General features: G+C 44.3%; 22 protein-coding genes and 1 rRNA gene. 3 read left to right on the forward strand and 20 right to left on the reverse strand.

Going from position 1 to position 25,577, the window contains the following annotated elements:
* Positions 1-63: 63 nt before the first annotated feature.
* The 9 genes from gap to T355_RS0110535 all read right to left on the reverse strand — a co-directional run bounded on the left by gap (position 64) and on the right by T355_RS0110535 (position 9,900).
* Positions 64-1,077 carry a type I glyceraldehyde-3-phosphate dehydrogenase gene (gene gap / locus T355_RS0110495; protein ID WP_027397720.1) on the reverse strand — a complete coding sequence of 338 codons (1,014 nt, stop codon included), beginning with the start codon at positions 1,075-1,077 and terminating at the stop codon, positions 64-66.
* 258 nt (positions 1,078-1,335) lie between these two features.
* Positions 1,336-2,736 (reverse strand): thioether cross-link-forming SCIFF peptide maturase, encoded by a 1,401-nt coding sequence (scfB, locus tag T355_RS0110500; RefSeq protein WP_027397721.1) that lies wholly within the window; start codon positions 2,734-2,736, stop codon positions 1,336-1,338.
* Between the two features lie 81 nt (positions 2,737-2,817).
* On the reverse strand, positions 2,818-2,961 hold the full coding sequence (scfA, locus tag T355_RS15045; protein WP_071997203.1) for a six-cysteine ranthipeptide SCIFF: 144 nt from the start codon (positions 2,959-2,961) through the stop codon (positions 2,818-2,820).
* Between the two features lie 70 nt (positions 2,962-3,031).
* Entirely contained in the window at positions 3,032-3,838 is an 807-nt protein-coding gene (locus T355_RS0110510; RefSeq protein WP_231483025.1) for a polysaccharide deacetylase family protein, read from the reverse strand.
* On the reverse strand, positions 3,835-4,791 hold the full coding sequence (gene whiA / locus T355_RS0110515) for a DNA-binding protein WhiA (protein WP_027397723.1): 957 nt from the start codon (positions 4,789-4,791) through the stop codon (positions 3,835-3,837). The genes T355_RS0110510 and whiA overlap by 4 nt, the downstream gene beginning before the upstream one ends.
* A 33-nt stretch (positions 4,792-4,824) precedes the next feature.
* Positions 4,825-6,138, reverse strand: coding sequence for a gluconeogenesis factor YvcK family protein (locus T355_RS0110520; RefSeq protein WP_027397724.1), 1,314 nt, complete (start codon positions 6,136-6,138; stop codon positions 4,825-4,827).
* A gap of 13 nt (positions 6,139-6,151) precedes the next feature.
* Positions 6,152-7,054 (reverse strand): RNase adapter RapZ, encoded by a 903-nt coding sequence (rapZ, locus tag T355_RS0110525; RefSeq protein ID WP_027397725.1) that lies wholly within the window; start codon positions 7,052-7,054, stop codon positions 6,152-6,154.
* Positions 7,055-7,081: 27 nt separating this feature from the next.
* Complete coding sequence (locus tag T355_RS0110530) at positions 7,082-7,879, reverse strand: Cof-type HAD-IIB family hydrolase (protein WP_027397726.1); 798 nt, start codon at positions 7,877-7,879, stop codon at positions 7,082-7,084.
* A gap of 44 nt (positions 7,880-7,923) precedes the next feature.
* Positions 7,924-9,900 carry a penicillin-binding protein gene (locus T355_RS0110535; RefSeq protein WP_027397727.1) on the reverse strand — a complete coding sequence of 659 codons (1,977 nt, stop codon included), beginning with the start codon at positions 9,898-9,900 and terminating at the stop codon, positions 7,924-7,926.
* A 193-nt stretch (positions 9,901-10,093) separates the two neighbouring features.
* Between T355_RS0110535 and T355_RS0110540 the strand changes: the two genes are divergently transcribed.
* Positions 10,094-10,540: an Lrp/AsnC family transcriptional regulator gene (locus T355_RS0110540; RefSeq protein WP_027397728.1), complete on the forward strand. Its 447-nt coding sequence runs from the start codon at positions 10,094-10,096 to the stop codon at positions 10,538-10,540.
* Positions 10,541-10,595: 55 nt separating this feature from the next.
* Here the strand turns inward: T355_RS0110540 and rlmH are convergent, their stop codons facing one another.
* From rlmH to T355_RS0110560, 4 genes are all read right to left on the reverse strand, one after another.
* The gene (rlmH, locus tag T355_RS0110545) at positions 10,596-11,075 is read right to left on the reverse strand and encodes a 23S rRNA (pseudouridine(1915)-N(3))-methyltransferase RlmH (protein WP_027397729.1); all 480 of its coding nucleotides are present in this window, start codon (positions 11,073-11,075) and stop codon (positions 10,596-10,598) included.
* A gap of 5 nt (positions 11,076-11,080) precedes the next feature.
* On the reverse strand, positions 11,081-12,172 hold the full coding sequence (locus T355_RS0110550) for a S1C family serine protease (RefSeq protein WP_051555538.1): 1,092 nt from the start codon (positions 12,170-12,172) through the stop codon (positions 11,081-11,083).
* A gap of 29 nt (positions 12,173-12,201) precedes the next feature.
* Positions 12,202-12,963, reverse strand: coding sequence for an MBL fold metallo-hydrolase (locus T355_RS0110555; RefSeq protein ID WP_027397731.1), 762 nt, complete (start codon positions 12,961-12,963; stop codon positions 12,202-12,204).
* A gap of 159 nt (positions 12,964-13,122) precedes the next feature.
* Complete coding sequence (locus T355_RS0110560; RefSeq protein ID WP_407639843.1) at positions 13,123-13,560, reverse strand: Fur family transcriptional regulator; 438 nt, start codon at positions 13,558-13,560, stop codon at positions 13,123-13,125.
* Between the two features lie 205 nt (positions 13,561-13,765).
* Between T355_RS0110560 and T355_RS0110565 the strand changes: the two genes are divergently transcribed.
* Positions 13,766-15,961: a Tex family protein gene (locus T355_RS0110565; protein ID WP_027397733.1), complete on the forward strand. Its 2,196-nt coding sequence runs from the start codon at positions 13,766-13,768 to the stop codon at positions 15,959-15,961.
* Positions 15,958-17,898, forward strand: a complete 1,941-nt coding sequence (locus T355_RS14235) for a nicotinate-nucleotide--dimethylbenzimidazole phosphoribosyltransferase (protein ID WP_051555539.1) — start codon at positions 15,958-15,960, stop codon at positions 17,896-17,898. Before T355_RS0110565 ends, T355_RS14235 begins: the two co-directional genes overlap by 4 nt.
* A gap of 84 nt (positions 17,899-17,982) precedes the next feature.
* On the opposite strand, the gene T355_RS14845 is transcribed toward T355_RS14235, so the two are convergent.
* The 7 genes from T355_RS14845 to rrf all read right to left on the reverse strand — a co-directional run.
* Entirely contained in the window at positions 17,983-20,553 is a 2,571-nt protein-coding gene (locus T355_RS14845; RefSeq protein ID WP_051555540.1) for an ATP-binding protein, read from the reverse strand.
* The gene (locus T355_RS0110580) at positions 20,546-21,652 is read right to left on the reverse strand and encodes a BMP family ABC transporter substrate-binding protein (protein ID WP_027397734.1); all 1,107 of its coding nucleotides are present in this window, start codon (positions 21,650-21,652) and stop codon (positions 20,546-20,548) included. Before T355_RS0110580 ends, T355_RS14845 begins: the two co-directional genes overlap by 8 nt.
* Before the next feature lie 12 nt (positions 21,653-21,664).
* Positions 21,665-22,702, reverse strand: a complete 1,038-nt coding sequence (locus T355_RS0110585; RefSeq protein WP_027397735.1) for an HD-GYP domain-containing protein — start codon at positions 22,700-22,702, stop codon at positions 21,665-21,667.
* 136 nt (positions 22,703-22,838) lie between these two features.
* Positions 22,839-23,231 (reverse strand): aspartate 1-decarboxylase, encoded by a 393-nt coding sequence (gene panD / locus T355_RS0110590; protein WP_027397736.1) that lies wholly within the window; start codon positions 23,229-23,231, stop codon positions 22,839-22,841.
* A 4-nt stretch (positions 23,232-23,235) separates the two neighbouring features.
* On the reverse strand, positions 23,236-24,084 hold the full coding sequence (gene panC / locus T355_RS0110595; protein WP_027397737.1) for a pantoate--beta-alanine ligase: 849 nt from the start codon (positions 24,082-24,084) through the stop codon (positions 23,236-23,238).
* 27 nt (positions 24,085-24,111) lie between these two features.
* The gene (locus T355_RS0110600; protein WP_051555542.1) at positions 24,112-25,041 is read right to left on the reverse strand and encodes a bile acid:sodium symporter family protein; all 930 of its coding nucleotides are present in this window, start codon (positions 25,039-25,041) and stop codon (positions 24,112-24,114) included.
* Between the two features lie 422 nt (positions 25,042-25,463).
* Positions 25,464-25,577 (reverse strand): 5S ribosomal RNA (gene rrf, locus T355_RS0110605); the annotation flags it as partial.

The raw sequence follows: 25,577 nt of genomic DNA on the forward strand, positions 1-25,577 counted from the left end.
CGGCCCAAACAAAGGCCGGACCTCAATGGATCTTTTAAACTATTGTTTTTTGATGACGAGTTATCAGCCTAACTCAGCGAAGTACTTAATGGTACGAACCATCTGGCTGGTGTAGGAGTTCTCGTTATCATACCAGGAAACAACCTGAACCTGAGTCAGGCCATCTGCAACCTTGCTAACCATAGTCTGGGTAGCATCGAAGAGGGAACCATAACGCATACCAACGATATCGCTGGATACGATCTCGTCCTCGTTGTAACCGAAGGACTCAGTAGCCTGCTTCTTCATAGCCTCGTTAACCTGCTCTACAGTTACATCACCCTTAACTACAGCGTAGAGGAGAGTAGTGGAACCAGTAGGGGTAGGAACGCGCTGTGCAGCACCGATGAGCTTGCCGTCCAGCTCAGGAATTACAAGGCCGATAGCCTTTGCAGCACCAGTGGAGTTAGGAACGATGTTAACAGCTGCAGCACGGGAACGACGGAGGTCACCCTTACGCTGTGGGCCATCAAGAGTCATCTGGTCACCAGTGTAAGCATGGATAGTAGCCATGATACCGGACTGGATTGGAGCCAGATCGTTCAGAGCCTTAGCCATAGGAGCTAAGCAGTTAGTGGTGCAGGAAGCTGCGGAAATAACCTTATCTTCCTTGGTGAGTACCTTGTGGTTTACGTTGTAAACGATAGTAGGGAGGTCCTTACCTGCTGGAGCAGAAATAACAACCTTCTTAGCACCTGCAGTCAGATGTGCAGAAGCCTTCTCCTTGGAAGTGTAGAAACCAGTGCACTCCAGAACAACGTCTACATCATGCTTGCCCCAAGGAATCTCTGCTGCGTTAGCGCAAGCATAGATCTTGATCTCTTTGCCGTTAACAGTGATGGAATCCTCGCCAGCAGTTACCTTGTCAGCGTACTTGTAACGACCCTGGGAAGAATCGTACTTCAGAAGATGAGCCAGCATCTTAGGGCTGGTCAAGTCGTTGATTGCAACAACCTCATAACCCTCTGCGTCGAACATCTGACGGAATGCCAGACGACCAATACGGCCAAAACCATTAATAGCTACTTTTACTGCCATTTGTAAAATACCCCCTAAAAATATATAGATAAAATAATTTGAGAACACGTCAGAAAAAGACACCCATCTACCTGAACGGCAGACAGATGACAATCATATATCCTAGTGTCCCTTATCTTTCAAGTAAGTTAATATTACACCAATTCAAGATACCTTGTCAACGCAAATTCATAAGCTTCAATAACTATAGCATAAATAATATGTATCATACTAAAGTAAGCTTACAATCACTATAAAGTAATAATTTTAGCACCTTTATCAGCAATTAACGCTGGCAGGCTTATAATCCTTTTTTCCTATCTTTTCCATGGACAAAACTGCCTGTACAGCGATGGCACATTCAAGGCGCTTCTTCTGAATTTCACAGCCCACTTCATAAGGCTTTCTTATATCATCATGGAACAAATCCGCATTGGCATGACAACCACCTGAGCAGAAATACTTTGCCCAGCAGGTCTTACAGCGTTCCTTGTTCATAACATGGGATTCACGGAAATATCTGGTGATATCCTCAGCACCCTCATCAAGGTCATCAAATACATTACCCAATTTATACTTGTTGCGGCCCACAAACTGGTGACATGGATAAAGGTCGCCGTTGGCAGCCACTGCATAGTATTCATGACCAGCTCCACAGCCAGCCAGACGCTTAGCCACGCATGGACCGTTGGAAAGGTCCATATTAAAATGGAAGAAGAAGAAGCCCTTTCCTTCACGATGACGCTTCAAATAGAAATCAGTAAGTCTGTCGTACTCAGCGAAAATCTCCGGAAGCATCTCCTCAGTAAGACCATACGGAGAATCCTTCAGTACCACCGGTTCCATGGACAGAATATCAAAGCCTGCATCCGCCATGGCTTCCACATCCTTGGTAAAATCAAGGTTTTCTGCAGTGTAGGTACCGCGCATGTAGTAATTTTCGCCATTACGGGAATCCACACATTTCTTGAAATTCTTCATTACCTTGTCATAGGTTGGCTGACCGCCACAGTCAGGGCGCATATTGTCATGGGTCTCACGACGGCCATCGGTGCTGAGTACCAAACTGATATTGTTATCATTGAGCCATTTTATATTGTCATCATTAAGAGCCAAACCATTGGTAGTCAAGGTCAGCTTGAATTCCTTGCCAGTTTCCTTTTCACGCTTTCTTACATACTCGGTAACATCCTTCACCAAAGGCATATTGATGAGAGGTTCACCGCCGAAGAAGTCGATTTCACAATGCTTTCTAGGGCCACTGTGTTCAATAATATAATCAACTGCAGCACGGCCCACCTTGTTGTTCATGAGCTGACGCTCACCGCCGTACTCGCCGGTATCACCAAAGCAATATTTGCAGCGCATATTACAGTCATGGGCAGTCATCAGGCACAGGGACTTAACCAGGCCCTTGGCCTTGAAGGTAGGCGGAACATCAATATCAGGAGCAAAAAGCTGGTTCTTGTCCATGAGAATATGGAGTTCATCCAGGGCTTCCTTCAAATCATTTTCCGCATACTGAGATTTTAGGTTATTTATAACCTCATTATCGTTTTTACCATTAAAAATATCCATGATATCATAAATCATTTTATCTATTACATGGACTGCACCACTATTTACATCCAACAGGATATACATGCCATTTTGGACAAATTTATGTATTTTTGTGCTCATTTCATTATTCATAATAAAACAGTACTCTCCTAAAAACACAAGAAAAAAGCTCCCTCCTGGGGAGCCCTTCTCACTAAATAATTATTTCTTGCTTTCACAAACCTGATTGCCGACAGTACAAGAAGTCTTGCATGCGGACTGGCAGGATGCCTGGCACTCGCCACAGCCGCCAGAAGTCTTGGTAGCCTGCAGAGTAGGCTCATTTACAGTCTGAATGTGCTTCATATTAGGTAACCTCCTCACCTTAAACAAAGTCTTAAGTTATTTTACCTTTTTTTGCCTTGATATGCAAATTTTAATGCTGGTTTATTCCCAATTGGGTCATAATTCTTCCCTTTAACAGGCGCCATTTAAATTCCGTCAAACCAAACAATGGATGTGGAATATTGATACGCTGAAGAAGATAAGGATTTGTTTCAAAGGTATTAAGCCCTGCATCCCCAGTTACTGCCGCCAGATACTCCTCCTCCTTCAGCATATCCAGCAATTCCGCGGTATATTTGCCATTAGGATAGGACAGGGTATAAATGGTATTCACCCCATTCCACTCCATCAAGAGCTTGGATAGCTTAACCTCATCTCTGGCTTCATCAAGGCTCATACTGGTCAACGGCAAATGGTTAGCAGTATGACTGCCTATTTCCACACCACGATGCTGGATGTCCTTCAACTGATCCCAGGACATGTAATTTTCCTTGCCAATATCATTTCCTACCATAAAAATGGTAGCCTTAAGCCCCCGCTTTTCCAAAATTGGCAGAAGCTCCGTGTAATTACTCTCGTAGCCATCATCAAAGGTGAGAATCACTGGCTTGTCCGGCAGCTGCTGCAACCCCTTTTTTGCTCTCAAATAATCCCTTATAGAAATGGTAGTGTAGCCCTGCTGCTCCAGATAATCAAGCTGAGCCTCAAATTCTGCCGGTGGTACGTTGTATTCATATGCCTTGTCCGGATTCGCTTCCTGTACCATGTGGTACTCCAAAATAGGGAACCCCTCCGGAGCCGGCTGCGATAATAGATACTGAATCCCGGCAAAAAGCAATATCGCCCCAAGGACAACAACCAACAGTGCTATCTTAATAAACCTCATATACTTTTTCAATCATCTTCACCTTTTTCTTTATTTTTCCCCCGCAGTTCCTCCGCCAAGGCCACCAGCTTTCTCAACCGATGATTGACACAGGACTTGGTCACAAGCAGCATTTCTGCCAGTTCTGCCAAGGTGGCGTCGGGATTATCCTGCCTGCATTGGGCTGTCTTTCTAAGGGCCTTGGTTAGGCCTTCCAGCTTTCCCTCATCCCTTAAATATTTTATACACTCATTTTGATAAATTGCTGCATCCACGGTTTTCTGCAGATTAGCAGTTTCACAATTAACCAAACGATTAACCTGGTTACGGACTTCCTTAAGATTACGACCACCCTCGAAATCATCCAAGGATTTGGTGGCACCGATAATGGACAAGAAATCCATTATCGCCTCTCCATCTTTCATATAAATAAGATAATGATTTTTCCGGTCCGTAAAACCAGCAGGAAAGCCCATACGCTTAAGGACTCCTGCTATGGTGTCCGCAAAGCCGTAGTTTGAAGTGACCATTTCCAGATGACACTCTGCTTCAGGCTTGTTAATGCTGCCACCACCCATAAAGGCCCCCCGAAGATACGCGTGACGACAGCACACCTTCTTCAGTAGGGCATTATCCCGGCCCAAGGAGCCCTCGGTCTCACCCAGCATTCCCAGCTTTTCCATCAGTGGCCGAACCAATGGCGATGGCACCACGCGCACCATATAGCGGTTATTCTTTTTAAGCCGCTTACTCCTGGTTACGGTTACCTCCGTCTGCACATTGCTGGTGGCCTTCAGCAAGCTCAGAGTCTTTCTGGCCACCGCCGCATTTTCAGTAACGTAATTAAGTCCCAGAGTCATGTTAGGGCCCAGGGTCATGGATGCACCCATACGCAAAAGTGCTGCCAGCTCCGCAGTCTGGCAGCATAATTTTTTATCCAGTTTGTGGGCCAGCTCATTTTTCACATCAGCTGCAAAAGATGGCATATATTTCTCACCAAACTTCTAATATAATTTCTGTTAATGCTTCCTTATTTCATCAAGGCCAGCCTTTATGCCATAAACTGCCCGCATAACACTGCTGGCTAATTTACGGGAATCATGATGAATTACATCCTTGCCACTTATAAGGTCTGCCTTAATAAGGCCTACCCCCAGAGCATTAAGTGCATCATCATCCACCTCCACCGGATAGGCACCCTTTTCCGCATATTTTTGAGCCAAGTCCTCAGGTACCGGAGTGGAATTTACAATAACATAATCTATGGCCTGCCGCCCCGCGTGATCCAAGATAGCCTTTACATGCATGGATGCGGTATAACCATCGGTTTCCCCGGGCTGGGTCATGACATTGCAAATGTAAATCTTAATTGCCTTGCTACGGCAAATAGCATCACCTATGCCCTCCACCAAAAGATTAGGCATAATACTGGTGTACAAGCTGCCAGGCCCAAGAACGATTGCATTGGCATCCCGTATGGCATCCAAAGAGGACTGTACTGCTTCCACATGCTCAGGGAACAGCTTAACCCGATGAATCCGCTTATGAACCTCCGGAATATGGGATTCACCACAGACGATGGTGCCATCCTCCATGATAGCATCCAGCCGTACATGCTCCTTACTGGCAGGGAGCACCCGTCCCTTTACCGCCAGAACCTTGGAGGATTCTGTCAGGGCAGTTTCCACATCACCTGTGACCTCTGCCATGGCAGCAATAAAAAGATTGCCAAAGCTATGACCAGACAATGAGCTGCTGCCTCCAAAACGGTGCTGAAACAGCTTTTCCATCAAAGGCTCCGTATCAGCCAAGGCCACCAGACAATTTCGCAAATCCCCTGGTGGAATAATCCCCAGCTCCTCACGAAGCCTGCCAGAGGACCCACCGTCATCAGCCACGGTCACCACTGCTGTAACATTGGTGGTAACCTCCTTTATGCCACGCAAAAGCACGCTGAGTCCGTGACCGCCACCCACAACAGTAACAGCAGGTCCCTTGCCCAGCATTCGTTTCTCATAAATCAAATCCACCAGCTTCTCCGAAGATGATGGATACACCACATCAATAACCGACTGGATAATAAAGCGGGCCGCCATAGCCATAATCAAAAAGCCTATGACTACCATCACAGATCCCATAACCGCTGTGGCAGTATAGGTGTATTCCCCGGAAAAGGTATAAACAGCCCAGAATATGGACTCCTCTATACTGTCTATATATTTATAGTTGAACATAATTGCTATGCCCAGACTGGCCAACATAACACCGGCGGCAAACAGCAGCAGCCAGCGCTTGAATCTCATGCCTGGATACAACCATTTCAAAAAATTCATTGTTTGTTACTCCTTAACATTCCTCACGAACGTGTTCCCAAACATCATTTTTCATCAGGTCACGGTGTTCTAAATTCACCAAATACCCCTTATCCTTCAGTCTGTCATATATATGCTTGGCGATAAACACAGAACGGTGCATTCCCCCGGTACACCCCACAGCTATTACCAGCTGAGTCTTCCCCTCTTTTTCATACTGGGGCATTAGAAAATCTATCATATTATCAAGATGCTTCTCAAACTCCTTGGTAACAGGATACTGCTCGATATACTGGGCCACCTCCGGCACAGCACCGCTCTTATGGCGCATTGATTCCACATAAAAGGGATTGGGCAAAAAACGCACATCAAATACCAAATCTGCATCCAGAGGCATACCAAACTTAAATCCAAAGGACATTACATTGGTGCTGAGCTTATCCCCTGGCTTGCTGGCAAATATATTCAGTATTTTTTCCTTAAGCTCAATCTTTTTCAGATCTGAGGTATCAATGATGTAGGTAGCCTTATTTCTGATAGGGGCCAACCTCTCACGCTCCTTGGCAACTCCCTCGGGAATTCTGGAGCTAGGGGCCATAGGATGACGACGTCGAGTTTCCTTGTAACGGCGAATAATGGCAGCATCGGATGCATCCATAAACAGCATTACATAGGGCTGATTATCCCTGTCCATATTTTCCAGTACATGGATAAATGTATCAAAAAACTCCCTACTTCTGGTATCAACTACCAGCACCACCTTGTTTACATGACCATCAGAATGACGGCACAGCTCGGCAAATTTTGGAATAAACACCGGAGGCAGATTATCTATTACGAAATACCCAATATCCTCCATATAGCGACACGCCTGGGTTTTTCCCGCCCCGGACATACCCGTTACGATAATAAAATCCATTCTTTCATCTCTATCCATAACAGCCTCCTTCTAAAAATCAGCCTGTTAGTCCAGACAAAATCTTTCGATAGCTTCTGCAACACCGTCATGGTCACAGTCAGCCACCTCATATTCTGCAATTTTCTTCACGTTTTCGTTGGCATTGCCCATAGCTACCCCAAAGCCTGCTGCCTGAATCATGGTCAAATCATTGTTGGAATCACCAATAGCAAGCACCGAATCCATAGGTATGTTATATTTCTCCGCCAGCCGAGCAATGGCTGTTGCCTTATTTACTCCCGGTTTTATAAGCTCAATATAAACTGGCGTAGACTTAACAGCCTCTATACGGCCACCAAACTGCTTCGAAATTGCATCAACCACTTTATCCCCTTCCTCCGGGGTATCCACCATAATCAAGAGCTTTGGCACATTGTCCATGAATTTTCCCAGCTCATCCCCCACAGGATTGCCATTAACACCGGCAGCACAGCGATAATATGCTGATTTATCATTTTCCTCTCTATAATAGAGCTTTTCATTGCTGTAAATCTGAATATAAAGATTTCTCGACTCGGCAAATTCCACCAGCTCTTCCACAAGCTTACGATCCAGATAGGAGGCAAATAATTCCTCCCCATCAACAGTTTTTACAAGGGCACCATTATATGTAATAATTGGCACATTAACTCCCAAATCCTTCACATGGGGCAGGGCAGAAATATGCATTCTTCCAGTGGCTACAGTAAAAATAACCCCAGCATCCACAGCCTTCTTAATGGCAGCCTTTACACCATCGGTTACCTTACGCTGGCTATTTAAGAGGGTGCCATCCATATCTGTAACAAAGAGCTTAGCTTTCATAATAATGTTCCTTTCCTGTGTATATTGGTATTATATGAATATCATTATGGCTTAAAATAAACCGTTACGCTTGTACCCGGATCCACTACTGTATTTGCTGGTATACTCTGGCCCGTGGAAAGACCCGTCCCCTGAATATTCATCCCAATTCCCAGCTCTCCCAGCTTTTGGGAAACCTCACGAATACTCATACCACTGAGATCAGGCATTATCTGTTTTCCAGGTGGAGCGGTCTTGACAGCTGGCTGTGATTCCTTTTCCTTGTGTTTCTTATCCATATCTTCAAATGGGTCAGATGATGGTTCAATGTGTTTATAACGAAGCAACTGGGCAAAGATTTCCCCTGCCACCGGTGCAGCAATCTGACCACCGTAGAAGGAACCGGCTGTAGGATCATCAATTATAACCAGAACCACAAGCTGAGGATCTTCCACTGGAGCAAAGCCACAGAAGGACGCAATATAACGGCCGTCCATATAGCCCGCAGTGTCCTTGTTAATTTTCTGAGCTGTACCGGTTTTTCCCGCCACCCGATAGCCCTTAACCTGAGCCTTCTGACCGCCACCGGTGGCAACTACCTGCTCCAGCAGTCCCATGAGAGTCTTGTCAGTGGCAGAACTCAGTACGCGACGTACTTCCTCGCGGCCATTTTCTTTATACATAGAACCATCAGCATTGGTGATATTTTTTACGATATGAGGCTTTAAAAGCACACCGTCATTGGCAATGGCAGACATGGCTGTACACAGCTGAATAGGTGTCACCGCAATACTCTGTCCAATGGACATGGTTGCTATATCGGAATCCACCATCTTATCACTTTCAAAGAGCATACCAGAGGCCTCACCCGGCAGCTCCACACCTGTAGGCTCACCGAAGCCAAATTTCTTGGCATATTCGTTGAGCTTTTCACCAGTAAGTATCTGACCTATCATAGCAAAGCAGGTGTTAATGGAATTCTTAACAATATCCGTAAAGGTTACTGTACCAAAACTCTCACCATTCCAGTTCTGAATATGCTTGTCCGATACGTTAATACGCCCCGGATCGTAGAAAGTCTGATTAGGTGTTACCACGCCTTCCTCCAAGGCAGCACCGGCCACAACTGACTTAAAGGTAGATCCTGGCTCATAAATATCCGACACAGCACGATTTTTTATTGCCTCCATGCTATAATCACCAAATTTATTTGGATTATAACTTGGTCGGGAAGCCATGGCCAGAATTTCACCTGTTTTAGGATCCATAACAATGGCAGTAACATTTTGAGGCTTGTTCTCAATCATTGCTTTATCCAGAACCTGCTCCACAATAAACTGCATTGTGGCATCTATTGTTAAGGTAACTGTCTTGCAGTTATCTCCCTTATAACGCTTCTGGGAATGGGAGAAAATGGAATCAAAAATGGTACGGCCCCTCATGTCCGTAAGTACATCCTCCTCCTGGACATCCCCCTTTACTATGCTGTCCATGGAGTATTCCAGTCCTTCAAGGCCCTTATCTTCCATACCGATAAATCCGATTATATTTGCGGCCAACATATCGTTTGGATAATATCGTTTAACCTCATCATCCATCCAAAGGCATTCATATCCCTTGTCTTTTTTTAGCTGATTTATTGCCGCTTCCTCATCACTTTCCAGTCCATGCTTAACGGCATAGTAGGCACCGCCCTCCCGTATGCGGTTGGCAATAGTTTCTGCAGGAATATTAATTATTGGACTCAACTCCGCTGATAAAACCTGGATATCCTCCTCACTGCCAACTTTATCCGGCCGTATGACCAGCAGCTTGGCTATGCGGCTGATGGCCAGCTCCCTGCCATTTCGATCAAGTATCTTCCCTCTGGGAGATTGGCGCACCACGTTATCCCGGGCTATATTCATAATCTTTTCTTCCATCTCATCGTGCTGGATTACCTGTAAAATGAAATATCTGCCAATGGTAACCACAAACAGGAACATCAGAAACAAGGTGAGTCTATTAATATTTATAAGAATCTTTGTCTGTTTATTTTTCATTACACTACCCCAAATTTATACTATTCTAACTTATTATTTTACACCAATACAAAGTAAATGCAAAAATTTCACTTAAACAAAATAAAATGTCAGAATATTTTCTTTTTAAAGAATTATTTTATGGTTTTGAAGATAAAAGTTTACTTTTGTATCCTTTCACTGGTATAATGTAATCAGAATGGTGGTGTTAAAAATGGATGATATTGATAAGAAGATTCTTAAGCGCCTACAAGAAAATGCCCGTGTCACAATTTCAGTTTTGAGTTCTGAGATTTCCCTATCCATGCCAGCTATCAGTGAACGTTTAAAAAAGCTGGAGGCTTCTGGTGTCATTAAGCAGTATACCGCTATTTTAAATCCTGAGCTTGTGGACAAGCAACTTATGGCTTTGGTTTATCTGAGCTTTGATAATCCTAGCCATGGTGACAGCTTTAAAAATTTTGTGGTTGGTGAGTCGGACATCAAGGAATGCTTCTACATCACTGGTGACTTTGATTATTCCCTAAAAATAATCACTCAGAATACGACTACTTTGGAAAATCTTCTGACACGTATCAAGGAACAAACTGGTGTAATCAAAACACAAACTATTGTCGTTCTGTCCTCCATTATAGACAGACCTTCCGTTACCATTGAGTAAATCGCAGATACTAAAAATGGGACTGCCCAGGCAGCCCCATTTTTTTGTTTTTCCATCACCAGTGGTACTTTTCCCCACGGTTTATTTTAAATGCCCTGTATATCTGCTCGACCAGAAGCAGGCGTACCATCTGATGGGTGAAGGTCATTTTTGAAAAGCTAAGAAGCATATCTGCAGCTGACCTTACCTCCGAAGACAAGCCAAAGGCTCCTCCTATAAGGAATGTTATATTGCTCTTTCCCGACAGGCCCAAGCTGTCAATTTTGGCAGCCAGCTCCTCAGAAGAAAGCTCCTTGCCGTATACATCCAATACGATAAGATAGCTGCCCTCAGGCACCTGCTTTAAAAGACGTTGTCCCTCCTGAGTCAGAGTCTGCTGCTTTTCAGCCTCTGAAGGATTATCCTTCATTTTTTCTTCACTTATCTCTATGATTTTCACATTGGCAAAGGGCCCCAGACGCTTCAAAAATTCGTTTATTCCCTCTGTCAGATATTTTTCCTTTATTTTACCGGCGGTAACTATATTAATCTTCATTCTGCTTAACCCTCAACAGGCTGGGCATCCAAGGTTACATTAACAGTCTTTGTGGTTCCATTGGAATCATATTTAACCTCTACTGTTTCACCCACTTTATGAGCAGTAATGGCTGCCCGCAGCTCACCCACAGTATTAACCTCTGTGCCACCTACAGCCAAGATAATATCGCCACGACGGAAGCCGGCACGTCCAGCAGGTCCATCCAAGGATACATTAAATACATATACACCCTTATCCACATTTAAAATATAACCCTGACGGGCTGCGGACTCCTTGTCAAAAACACTTACCCCAAGGTATGGTCTGGTAACATGGCCCTGGGAAATAAGCTCCTCAACCACGGAACGTACAGTATTAATTGGAATGGCAAAGCCCATACCTTCTACAGCATTTGTAACAATTTTCTGGGAATTAATACCAATGACCTTGCCATCGGCATTTACCAGGGCACCGCCGGAATTTCCCGGATTGATGGCCGCATCTGTCTGAATGAGCTTCATATTGCTTTCGCCCTTGTTCAAAACACGATTTACGGCACTTATTACGCCAGTGGTAACACTGCCCTGAAATTCCAGCCCCATTGGGTTACCAATGGCAATGGCAGGCTCTCCCACCATAATATCATCGGAGTCGCCGAACTCTGCTGCCGGCAGATCATCTGCATCCACCTTAACCACAGCCAAATCAGTGATTTCATCAGCCCCAACCAGCTTACCGTTAAGGCTGCGGCCGTCAGAAAGGGATACTATAATCTCCTTAGCGCCATCGATTACATGATTATTGGTTACAATATAGCCATCCTTGCGGAAGATAACACCGGAGCCATAGCCCTCAACGTCACGAAGGTTAAAAAAGAAATCTCTGGCAACTGCCTTATTGGTAATACCCACTACGGCAGGCCCCACATTCTTGGCCGCCCTGACCACAGGTGTATTTCTGGCATCGGATACATTGGTATTATAGCTTGGACTGGAGGCTGGAATTCCTTCGGCCACATTGTTCTTGCCGCATCCCCCCAGCATTACCGATCCCGCTACCAGGAGACCCATTACAACTGGCAGACAAGACTTAAAAATTCTCTTCTTTGTAATCATTTTCTCTCCCTCCAAAATATAAAAATATATCAAAAATCCACACTAACACATCTATCCTGGGCAGTAAGTATAAGCTCCATGTTCCTAACTCCCTGCTGATCAAGAATCTGCCGCACAGTTTTCATGGCCAATTCCGGCAGGTTGTTGGATTCACTTAGATGTGCCAGCAAGACCTTTTGCGGTTTTTGCTTTAAATGCACCAGTGTCCAGGCCGTATCAATGTTGGACAGGTGGCCCCGATTGCTTAAAATACGCCGTTTCAGTGGCCAGGGATATTCGCCGTTTTTCAGCATATCCACATCATGGTTTGCTTCCAATATCATTACTCTGGCTGATTCCAGCTCTCTGCGCAGATTGCTGTCCACAAAGCCCATATCAGTAGCTACCACACATTTTACACTGCCAGTTATGGAGTACCCCACAGGGTCAGCCGCATCATGAGGAATTCCAAAGGCCTTTACCGTCAGCTTGTTTATTCTGACCCGATCCATAATTGGATTAATACACTCCTGAGGAATATCCCTGTAGCAGCTCATGGCCCTAAAGGTTTCCGGACGGCTGTACACCGGTATACCATATTTTTTTGTCAAAGTGGCAAGCCCCTTAATATGGTCACTATGCTCATGGGTGATAAAGACCCCATCCAATTCCTCAATGGCCTGACCAATATTACTGAGTTCCTGCTTAATGCGCCTGGCGCTGATACCAGCGTCCACTAAAAGTCTGCTTCCCTCCATTTCAATGAAGGTACAATTTCCTTTACTGCCGCTGGCCAAAACCGAAACCTGCATCTTTCCTCCTATAAGCCAAGTATAAGAAGCCCTGCTGAAAAAATTCTGTAAATATTATTAGATTTTGTTTAGAACCCCATATACCATAACAAAAATGTTCAAAAAGGTCAAAAGAAAAGGACAGGACTGACTCCTTGTCCAGTCCTGCCCCAAATTTCCTTAATTATATTTTTTCTTTTTTCCCTGACATTTAGGACACTCACCATAAAAATACAGCTGTCTGCCTGTCAGCTTGTAATCGGACAGCTTTGCTACCTGTTCCATAATGGCCTCATCCTCAAACTCCATAATGTCATCTACACGGCCACATGTGTTGCAGCGCACATGTGGATGATTTTCCATTCTGGCATCGTAACGGTAACTGTCCTCACCAATATTCAGTACCTGAGCCAAACCAATCTGATCAAATATCTCCATGGTCTTATATACAGTTGCCAGACTCATGGCCGGATAACTTGGCAAAAGCATATTATAAAGCATTTCCGCATTAGGATGCTCAGTTGTATTCTGCAACGCATCATATACAGCAAGACGCTGCGGAGTTACCTTAAAGCCATGACTGCGAAGTATATCTGCTACACTTTGCATGTCCATCATCATATTCTTCTTCCTCCAAATTTAGTTGTAAAACGTAACTACCTTCTCCCAATTATTAATGGATAATTACTATCCATTGAGTATTGTACATATATTTAACATTTATGTCAATAAAAATATAGGATAATAGTTTCATTTTTCTTAAAAGGAAATAATATGATATAATTATTTGTCGATTGCTTACACGATGGAGGAATAAATCAAGATGAAAACAGAAAATATCAGTAAAATTATTGCTGACGAATTAAAAATAAAAGTATTTCAGGTTGATGCTGTTACGGAGCTTTTAGACGAGGGCAACACCATTCCCTTCATTTCCCGCTACCGTAAGGAAAAAACCGGTGAACTGGACGAGGAGAAGGTTAGGATTATCTCTGAACGCCTCACCTACCTCCGCAATTTTGTAAAACGCCAGGAGGAAATCATCAACAAGATAGAGGAACAGGGAAAACTAACCCCTGAGCTGCAGCTGGCCATCGAAAAAACCACTAAGCTACAGGAGCTGGAGGATATTTATCTTCCATATAAGCAGAAGAAGCGCACCAGAGCCCAGAAGGCCAAGGAAAAGGGCTTAGAGCCACTGGCAAGCACTATTATTCTGCAAAATCTTGCTGTGGGTACTCCTGAGGAAGTGGCTGCGGAATACATCAATCCAGAGCTGGAGGTGGAAACGGCCCAGGATGCCTTGGCTGGAGCTCAGGATATTATTGCAGAAATGATTTCCGAGGATGCCCAGCTTCGTCAGGAGCTGCGTAAATTCCTTTGGAATAACGCCTTTATTACCACCACTTTGGACGAGGAAAAAGAAAACACCGCTGAGGGCAAAGTATTCCTGATGTACAAGGAATATAAGGAACTGGTGCGCACCCTGCCATCCCATCGTATCTTGGCTATTAACCGTGGCGAAAAGCTGGAATGTCTGAAGGTGAAAATGGAGGATGATGAGGAAAAAATTCTTTCTATCATTGGCAAGCGTTTCATAAAAGGTAACTCCATTTTCCAAAGCCTTTTGAAAGACACTGTGGCTGATAGCTGGAAGCGTCTCATTCAGCCGTCCCTTGAAAGAGAAATCAGAAATCAGCTTACGGAAACTGCCGAAAAACAGGCTATTGATATTTTTGGAACCAACCTACGCCAGCTATTACTGCAGGCACCACTGGCAGGCTTTACAGTAATGGGACTGGATCCTGGCTACCGCACTGGCTGCAAAATGGCTATTGTAGATCCAACTGGACATGTCCTCGACCATGGAGTTCTTTATATTACCCATGGTGAAAAAGGTGCCGCTGAATCTGCAAAAAAAGCACTGGCTCTTATCAAAAAATACAAGGTCAATCTCATTTCCATCGGCAACGGTACTGCTTCCTTTGAAACAGAGGAATTTGCCGCCAAGCTCATAAAGGATAACGGACTTGATACCCACTACATAGTTACCAGCGAAGCTGGGGCCTCCGTATATTCTGCTTCCCCACTGGCAAAGGAGGAGCTGCCTGAGTATGATGTTACTATCCGCGGTGCAGTGTCCATTGCCCGCAGAGTGCAGGATCCATTGGCAGAGCTGGTAAAAATCGATCCAAAGGCCATTGGCGTCGGCCAGTATCAGCATGACGTAAATCAAAAGGAACTGGCCAATACTCTGGATCAGACCATTGAATCAGCGGTAAACCACGTTGGTGTAGAACTGAATACTGCTTCCCCAGCCCTTTTGAAGCATGTGGCAGGCATAAATGCCACTATTGCCAAGAATATAGTAACCTACAGAAATGAAAATGGTCCTTTCAGCTCCCGTAAAGAGCTGCTAAAGGTAGCCCGTCTGGGCAATGCCGCCTACACCCAGTGTGCCGGTTTCCTGCGTATCGGCGGGGGCAAAATGCCTTTGGACAATACCCCTGTACATCCTGAATCCTATGAGCTGGCCAAAAATATTTTGGCAAAATTAGGGGCCGATTTGGATATTTTAAATGACAAAAAGCAGCTGGAAATGCTCCAGGCCAAAATAAAAATTGCTAATCCTGAAAAGCTGGCCAAGGACTTAAATGCCGGTGTACCAACTGTTAAGGATATTTTGGATGCTTTGTCCAAGCCTGGCCGTGATCCTCGTGAGGATCTGCCAGTGCCTCTTACCAGAAAAGCCATTGTAAAGCTGTCTGATATTAAGGTAGGTACCATTATGCGTGGTACTGTCCGCAATATAACCGACTTTGGTGCCTTTGTAGATATTGGCATAAAAACCGCTGGTCTTGTACATATTTCCGAATTAAGTAACAAGCACGTCAAGCATCCTTTGGATGTGGTGGCTGTTGGTGATATTGTCACCGTTCTGGTCATTAGCGTGGACGAAGCAAGGGGCCGTATTGGCCTTAGCATCAAACAGGTCCCTCAGGAGGCCAAGGCTATATGACGAATTTACCCGTAATAAAGGAAGAGGATTTCAAAGCTCTCATAGCTCAAATACCTCCCAAGGATACTGACAGTATAGATGAAGTGGAAAGAATTCTTGCCACTTCTACCATAAAAAGGGATGATTTTGGTGCCCTTCGCTTTTTATTGAAAAAGTATGCCGGTGCTACGGGCTCTGCTTCATTTGAGGACAAGCCTGTAAAGGCTGTCACCATCTGCTGTGCCGACCATGGTGTTGCAAAGGAAAATGTCAGTGCCTACCCGCCGGAAACCACACTGCACATGGTGGCAAATTATCTTATTTCCCACGGTGCTGCTGCCAATGTTTTTGCCGACTTCACAGGAGCTCATCTCTGTGTGGCAGATTTGGGCATAAATAGTGAAAAGGCCAAGGAACTCCCGGGACTTATAGATTTCCATATCGCCTCCGGCACTAATAATTCCTCCCAGGGACCGGCAATGACCAGAGAACAGGCAGTAAAATCCCTATACTACGGCTATTCTCTGGCAAAACAGCTCCACCAGCAACAGGGGATAACCATATTTCTGCCCGGTGAAATGGGTATATCCAACACCACCTCCAGTGCAGCTATTACCGCTGCTCTCCTTGAGGAATCCCCTGCCAACACCACCGGCAGAGGCACCAATATCTCCGATGAACGGTTCAAGACAAAGCTGGCTACTGTGGAAAAGATACTGGCGATAAATAACCCAAATTCCAATGATCCCATTGATGTGCTGGCAAAAGTAGGGGGCTTTGAGCTGGGAGCCATTGCCGGACTTATGCTTGGTGCCGCAGCGTCCCATTCCCTCACCATACTGGACGGCTTTAATTCCAGTGCCGCTGCCCTAATAGCTTTAAGATTGGCTCCTGTCCTCAAGGATTATCTTGTTCCTTCCCACAAAGCGGGAGAACAGGGACAGCACTTAATCCTTAAAGAATTGGATTTTACCCCAATTATGGCTTTAAACATTAAGCTGGGAGAGGCCATTGGTTCATCCCTTGTGGCTGACATTTTAGATGCCGCCATAAGAGCCTTTAAAAATATTCAAAAGGACCTGGCCGCCAAAGAGTTAATGGCAGATACCATCGAAAAGGATGTTATTCCCAACATAGCCATTACCCTGACTGATAAAACCTTTGATTATTATACTCGTACCATGCCGGACCTGGATAAGGAGGCCATGGAACGCTGTCAGATGCGGCTGGACAATTTATCAAAGCCTATCTACAGCTTGGGGGTAATTGAACAGATAGCCGCCCAGCTAAGTGGTATAACCTCCAACGAGCTGCCAAATGATATATCCAAAACAATGCTTTTCATTGGCATGAAAAAGGAAGCTGCATTAGATAAGGACCAAGCTGCTTTTATTCATAGCTTTACCACTCAAACAGGAGCCGAAGCTATTGCAGCCTATCTCACAGGAGAAAGGACCCAGATGGATGCCTTTGAATTTGGTCGTCTGCAGGGGGAAAATATCTCTCTGGGGAGCCAAATCATGGGCCTTTCCCTTATAGATAACGACACTGCATTAATAGATGCCATGGCAAATATGCTGTGCGACACCCAGGGCAATCTAAAGCTCCAACCAGGTACCTTCATGACTCAGCTGCCTGGGGAAATGCAGCTAATAGCCTCCGCGGTTCTTGGGGCCATAATTGCCGCCACCCACAACCGCACCATGATAATTCTTGGAGATAGGGCAGTAACCGCCTTGGCTAGCTATGCAGCTCAATTGGTACCGGAAATTCAGCCATTCCTTTTACCGATTGAACCGCCTTTGTACCACATGGCAGTGAAAATACCAGGCATAACGGCCTGCATAGGAATGCGTCTTGCAGATGCTGCTATTCATATAGTTAATGATATGAAAACCTTCAGCGAGGCCCAGGTGGCTACTGCCAACGACGGCCCAGGTGCCGGAAGACAAATATAGATTACATGACAATCATTGCAAATCAAAACAGGGTTTGGGAAACCTAAAAAGTATTCCCAACCCTGTTTTTCTTTTATCCGGGTACTATTCTTCTGTCATATCCCTGGCCATTTGAGCCACATGCCGATACATAGCCATTAGCTCCTCATGGTGTTGTTTCATGTATTCCACAGCCTTTATGCGCTGTATCTCAGTGGATTCTTCGGAAATATACTCCTTACCGGCCTGCTCCTGTTCCTTGGCCATTTCATGGAGTAGATTACAACCGATATTTAAGGCCCCCGATTTCAGGGCATGTACCTTAATTCTGTATGCATCCCACTGCTCCTCCCCAAAGGATTGTTCCATTTCCTTGATATTGTCCTCACAAAGCTTGCTAAACATGCCAAGAAGCCTTTTATAAAGATTATCACTGTTATTGCAGTATTTTAGTCCAATGGACATATCTATCTTAGGAATACGACTGGAAATAGGAACATCGTCATCAACCTTGCTGTCCGTTTTTACAGGTTCCTCCAACACTTTAACGTCATTTAATCCATTTGCCTCGGAGTTTTCTGCCGGATGCACCAATTCAGCAGGAAGATTGCGCTTTACCACAGTCTCAAGCTGCTTACCCGTCATAGGCTTGCTAAGATAATCATCAAAGCCCTCTGACAGGAATTTTTCACGAACACCTGCCAGGGCAGTAGCCGTCAGAATAACAAACCTTGTATTTTCAGTGCCTTTGATTTTCTTGGCCTCATTGAGAGTTGCAATACCATCCATTCCCGGCATCATATAATCTGTCATAACCAAATGGAAGGATTCTTTCTTCAGAAATTCCAATGCCTCACTTCCGCTGTGAGCCACTGTCAATTTTGCCTTGGTATCAGACAGCATACAGGTCGCCACAAAGCAATTCATTTCATTGTCATCAACTATGAGAATGGATGCCTCCGGAGCAGTAAAGCTGGTGGCCACCACGTCCTCCAGTTCTTCCTCTATATCCTGATCTGCATCAAAATCTCCAATAACCTCTGCCCCCATAATCTTCTGAGGCAGTTCAATGGTAAAGGTACTTCCCTCTCCGTAGATACTGCTTACGTTAACAGCTCCCCCCATCATGGTAAGAAGCCTATGGGTAATGGCCAAACCAAGGCCCGTGCCCTCCACCTTGCAGTTTTTCTGAATATCAAGACGCTCAAAATCCTTGAACAGCTTTTCCATATCCTCTGGCTTAATACCAATACCAGTATCTGTTACCACCAGTTTAAGGTTAAGTGTATCCTCTACGATGTCACCACTTACATCGAAGGTTACAGTACCTTCATCCGTATATTTTATGGCGTTGTTAATGACATTAATAAGTATCTGGCGTATACGCCCCACATCACCATACAGCTCATTAGGCAAGTCGGCATCCACATTTATGATAAACTCCAACTGTTTTGCCTTGGCCCTGAACCCCACCAGAGTCACTACCTCCTTAAGGAGAACCCTTAAGCTGTATTTATCTGTTACCAGCTCCATACGGCCGGATTCGATTTTGGAAAAATCCAGAATTTCATTAATAATTCCCAAAAGCGCTGTGGAGGCAGAATGAATATTGCTGGCATAACGCCGTATATCCATGTCCCTGCTACGCCTGAGAATCATCTCATCCATGCCGTTAATGGCATTTAAAGGGGTTCTTATTTCATGACTCATATTGGCCAGGAACTGACTCTTGGCCTGATTGGCATCATCTGCTGCCTGTCGGGCCTTTTTAAGGGCTTCATTCTCCGCCACCTTGGTCTGGGCCATAAACAGATAAATGCTGACACAGGCAAACAACAGCAGCATCAAAGTAAATACCCACTGCACCATCTGATACACACTATTGATTTTTCCTGCCACTGCAGACCAAGGAATATATCCCACCAAGGAAAAATCTGTTTGTGGAAGGTCTGCACCGAAAACATAATATTTCCCTTTGCTTCCTTCTGTATAAACAGCTGCAGCCTTGCTTGTTTCCAGCCTGGAATGAACCTCCACCATACCGGCCTTTATATCCTGATCATCCCAAAATTCGTGATCCTTTGTGGAAAAATTCTCATAAGGAACGGCCAAACTACCATCCTTATACTGAATCATAATGCGGCTATATGGGTTATAATCTGCCAGTCCAAAAACCTTGGTTAAATTTCCCCTTGGAAAAATCTGATAGAGAACATACCTTACGTTATCCCCATAATAAACAGGAACAGCCACAATTATGCCTCCGTCAGTGTGGTAATCCACCACGTTATTTCCCTGAAAAGCCCTGAGCAGCTTGGGAAAATCATGCTTGCTGACTACAGCTCCAGTTATGTTTCCCTCGTAATCCATAACACCGGCTCTGCCGTATACATTTTCCTGATTAATGGCCTCCAAAATATTATTTTTCTGTTCCTCATGCTGCTCCAAATAAATGGAAGCTGCCTTTAGGGTGCTAATGTAGCGCATAAACCGCTCATCTGCCAGCTGGGCCATATCCGCCGTCATTTGAGATACGGATTCCTCAGCAGCATCATTTAACTTACGGCTTATTTGATTCTGGAGAATATTGCCGGTAATAAACAAAATTATGGTCAGGATAATTATCTCGATAAAAGCCTTTTGGGACAGTCCCAATTTACTGATTTTACTATTCAAGGACGTCCACTCCCTTCACCAGCCAATCCATGTGCTGCAACAGATACTCGTCCCTGATAACCTCATTAGGCTGACAGCGGCGTCTCCCCTTGTTATCAAATATCTCACCAGCAAAGACAAAACGCCCAGCCAACATTTCCTTTTTCAATTGTTTCAATACAGTACGCTGTTCATAAGTCACAGCATCAGAAAGCTGACTGAGCTCTACCAGATCAGCCTCCATGCCTACCCATCTATTGTCCACAAAATTCATTTCGCCCTTGAGATAATACCTTACTATATCCTCATAGTAACGGTCCCAATTACACATAATCGAAGTTAAATCATGTTCTGAGCCATTTTGCAGATCCTCATAATAGCCAATATAATCTACTCCCATTTTTTCCGCCACAGTGGCGGCCATTGGTTCATCCTGATGGTAGGTTATTACATCGGCCTTTTCCTGAGTAATAAGCCTGTAGGTATGTTCTTCCTCTACTTCCTCATTTTCCCAGCTTCCCGTATACATAACCACTACCCTGGCATTGGGGTTAGTTCTCTGAACCCCTAGAGTAAAGGCATTAATTCCCCGATTCACTTCAGAATTTGGCATAGCTGCCACGTAGCCAATAACATTGCTCTTGGTACGCATTCCCGCCAGGGCTCCTGTCAAATACCGCCCTTGATACATGCGAATAAAATAAGATGTCATATTCCGCCCCCGGCACTCTGCAGAATTAGTACCAAAAGCTACTTGGGGAAATTCACGTATCAAGGTTTTGCCGTCTGCCGTATAGGAATAGCTGGTAAGAAATACCATTCCGGCACCATTTTCTACCATTTTCCGTACTGCATCTGCACACTTGCCATCGAGGCCACTGTTGTTATCGCTTACCAGCAGCTCCACCCCCATGGCATCACAGGCCTTTTTCATTCCCCTGTACTGCGGTGCATTCCACCCTTCCTCATTTCTGTCCCCCAGCAATACTATACCTACGACGGGCTTTTTTATATCCTTATCATTGGAAAAGTACCAAAGGGAAGCTCCCAGGGCAGTAATAAAGAAAAACAGTCCCAAAAGCATTGCCCATTCAAACATCGAGCGCTGTTTAGGTTCCATTGCAAAAGCCCCCTACTCATGCATTCTATATTCCACATCCTCGTCAATCATTTGAAGCATTATATCCGTAAATTTTGGGTCCAACTGAGTGCCTTTGGCCTTTACCAATTCCTCTCTCACCACTTCCTGGGGCAATATATCACGATAACTGCGCTTTGAAGTCATCGCATCATACACATCAGCCACCGCAATAATCCTGGCCTTTTCTGGAATGGCCTGGCCTGCCAACCCATCCGGATACCCGGTACCATCGTAACGCTCATGATGACTGCGGGCACCAACCTGCAATTCCTCCATCTCCTGAACCGATGATAAAATCGAGGAACCTATGATAGGATGAACCTTAATTGAAGAATATTCACTGGGAGTCAGCTTATCAGGCTTATTTAGGACCTGACCTGACACCCCAATTTTACCGATATCGTGTAGAAGTGCTATAAAAAAAATCTTTCTCTGATAGGTTTTCGATTTCCCAGCCCTAAAGGCAATTTCCCTGGAGTAATCCGCTACACGCTGAGAATGCCCATTAGTGTACGGGTCCTTGGCATCAATGGTCTTTGCCAAAGCAAAAACCATCTGCTTAAACAGCCTTTTTGTGGAGGCCAGCTGATTCATTGTGGCCTGAATCTGCATATTGATACGCTCCTGCATTCGCTTTTGCAGGGATATTAATTCCAAAGTCCGATGAACATGTGTCAATATAAGTGTCGGTATATACGGCTTATGCAAAAAATCAAAGGCCCCAGATTGAATTCCCTTAACCTCTGTTTCCTGATCCACCTCAGCCGTCAACATAATAACGGGAATTTCCTTTAAGTCCTTATCCTGTTTCAGATACTCCAGCACCTGAAAACCATTCATACCAGGCATATTTAAGTCCAGAAGAATTAAATCAGGCTTTCGCCCCTTTAAAAATTCAATGGCCTTCTCACCACTTAAAATAGATACAACCTCATATTCCTCTTCCAGGATAGCTCCCAGCAGCATATTATTAATTTCATCATCATCAATAGTAAGAATAAATGCTTTTTTCTCAGACGTTTGATCCATAACGAATCACCACCTTTGTACATAATTTTATATTTTATTTACATTAAAATCAACATTCTGACACTTTCTGTTTTTCTAACCAGAATAAAAATCCTCCGTCATTATCCTAAAACAGAATAATAACGGAGGCCGCCTATCAGTTATTTATATATATTTCCCCATGACATTCATAATTTCGGGTTTCTTTAACCTTATTATCTCCATCCAGCATGACTACAGTTGGTCTATACTGAACTGCTTCCTTTTCTTCCATAAAAGCGTAGGCCATAATTATAACCACATCTCCGGGCTGGGCCCAGCGGGCTGCTGAGCCATTAAGACATATAACTCCGGATCCCGCCTTCCCGGGAATAACATAAGTTTCCAGCCTGGAGCCGTTATTGTTGTTTACCACCTGCACCCGCTCATTTTCATATATTCCCGCTGCCTTCATTAAATCAGCATCAATAGTTATACTGCCCATATACTGAAGATTCGCCTCAGTAACAGTTGCGCAATGAAGTTTAGATTTTAACATGTGAAGCATCATTTTCTTAGCCCTCCAAAATCACATTATCAATAAGACGTGTCTTACCAATCTTTACAGCGATTGCCATAATGGACTCGCCCATTACTTCATCAATTTCTTCCAAAGCCGGGAAGGAATATATTTCCACATAATCGATTACTGCCATTGGCTCACTATTAATTTCATCCAAAATAATCTGCTTGAGCTTGTCAACATTTCTTTCACCATCATCAAAGGCCTTCTTTGCCATGTTCAGACTACGGGACAATACCAGGGCAGCCGTCTTTTCCTCTTTGGAAAGATATACATTACGGGAGCTGCGGGCCAAACCACTTTCCTCCCGAACTATAGGAACCATGTTGATTTCCACAGGAATGGCCAAATCCTCTACGAAACGACGAATTACGCAAACCTGCTGTGCATCCTTCTGACCGAAGTAGGCCTTATCAGCCCGTGCCAGATTAATGAGCTTGGTAACTACGGTAGCTACACCACGAAAATGTCCCGGTCGCTGGCCGCCGCACAGCTTTTTGGTAAAATCACCCTCCACATTTACATAAGTGCAAAATCCCTCAGGGTACATTTCACTTGGCTCTGGATGAAATACAGCATCCACACCAGTCTCTTCCAATTTTTTACAGTCCTCTTCAAATTGACGGGGATAGGCATCAAAATCCTCATTAGGACCAAACTGAACAGGATTTACAAACACTGAAGCAATAACCACATCCACAGACTGACGTGCTGTACGCATAAGAGTAAGGTGCCCCTCATGGAGAGCCCCCATGGTAGGAACAAGACCTATTACCTTTCCTGCTTTTTTCATTTCCTTAGAATATTGCTTTATTTCATCCTGAGTTCTTAAAATCTTCATTGTTGTCTTACCTCACATACCATATTTTTAAATACATTTAATACTATTATCAATTAGATTATCATCATTGTCTTCTTCACTGTGCTTAGCAAAATAATTAGCTAGCATCGCTCCCGATACGTTATGCCATACGCTGAAAATAGCTCCTGGAATAGCAGCCACTGGATCAAAATAGAGAACAGCCAAGGAAGCGGCCATGCCGGAATTCTGCATACCAACCTCTATTGAAACAGTCCGGCTTCTCTTTTCATCCAATCTAAATAGCTTAGCTAAAATATATCCTAACAACAATCCAAAGGAATTATGACAAATAACCACTGCAAACATCATAAGTCCCACATCCAATAATTTGGCTGCGCTGAGGGATACCACGCCACCAACGGTTAAAACCACTGTAACCGCCGAAAGCATTGGCATAAAAGGATTTATTGTTCTTGAAAAATTCTCAAAGAAATGATGGACCCCCAAGCCCAATAAAACAGGCAGCAATACCATTTTTACAATGGACATCATCATTGAGGACACTGACACATCAATTACTGCATCTGCCAATAAATATGTAAGAATCGGTGTAACCAGTGGAGCTAATATAGTAGACGTTGCCGACATGGATACAGACAAGGCCACATCACCCTTAGCCAAATAAGCAATTACATTGGATGCTGTTCCTCCTGGACAGGTTCCTACCAAAATAACGCCAATAGCAATTTCCGGTGGTAAACCAAAGGCCTTTACCAATCCAAATGCTACGGCTGGCATAATGAGAAACTGTGCACAGACTCCAATAAAAATTCCCTTTGGATTCCTGAGAATGTTTTTAAAATCGTCTACCGTTAGGGTCATACCCATGCCAAACATTATGATTCCCAACAAAACAGGAATGTGTGGCCCTACCCAAGTAAGAGCTTCAGGACGCCATACGGCAAAAACCCCAATCAAAAAAACTAATAAACTCATATTGCCTACAAGAAAATCGCAAGCCTTCTTCAATGCTGTTTTCAAAAAAAGCACCTCCCAATAAAAAATCCAAACAAGGGAGCAATAAAATGCCTAATTAAAAAAGCCTCCTCATCGCAAAGGATAAGAAGGCATATAAACACGAATAACAGCAAGCCTCACGGCCGCTGGTGCCATCCGTCTCAGTCCCAAGGATCTAAGCGAAAAAGTATTTATAAAAATTGAAGCAAATTAAAGAGTATGACTCCAAACGGATGCCATCCCTTGTCCAAGGTTGATGATAACACAAGTATTTTGGTTATGCAAGCTAATAATATAACAGATAACTTCCAACCGCGGAAGTGCGGGTGGCTGGAGACGACCCGTGAAAAAAAACAAATCAACATAATAAAAAAGACTGTCATCAGACAGTCCTTTTTATTAACCGGCAACTTCCTATCCTCCCAGGCCGTCTCCAGCCAAGTACTTTCGGCGTTTATGTGCTTAACTACTGTGTTCGGAATGGGAACAGGTGGGACCACATAGCCATCATCACC

It is taken from the genome of Anaerovibrio lipolyticus LB2005 (assembly GCF_000621545.1).
GTDB classification, from domain to species: domain Bacteria; phylum Bacillota; class Negativicutes; order Selenomonadales; family Selenomonadaceae; genus Anaerovibrio; species Anaerovibrio lipolyticus_A.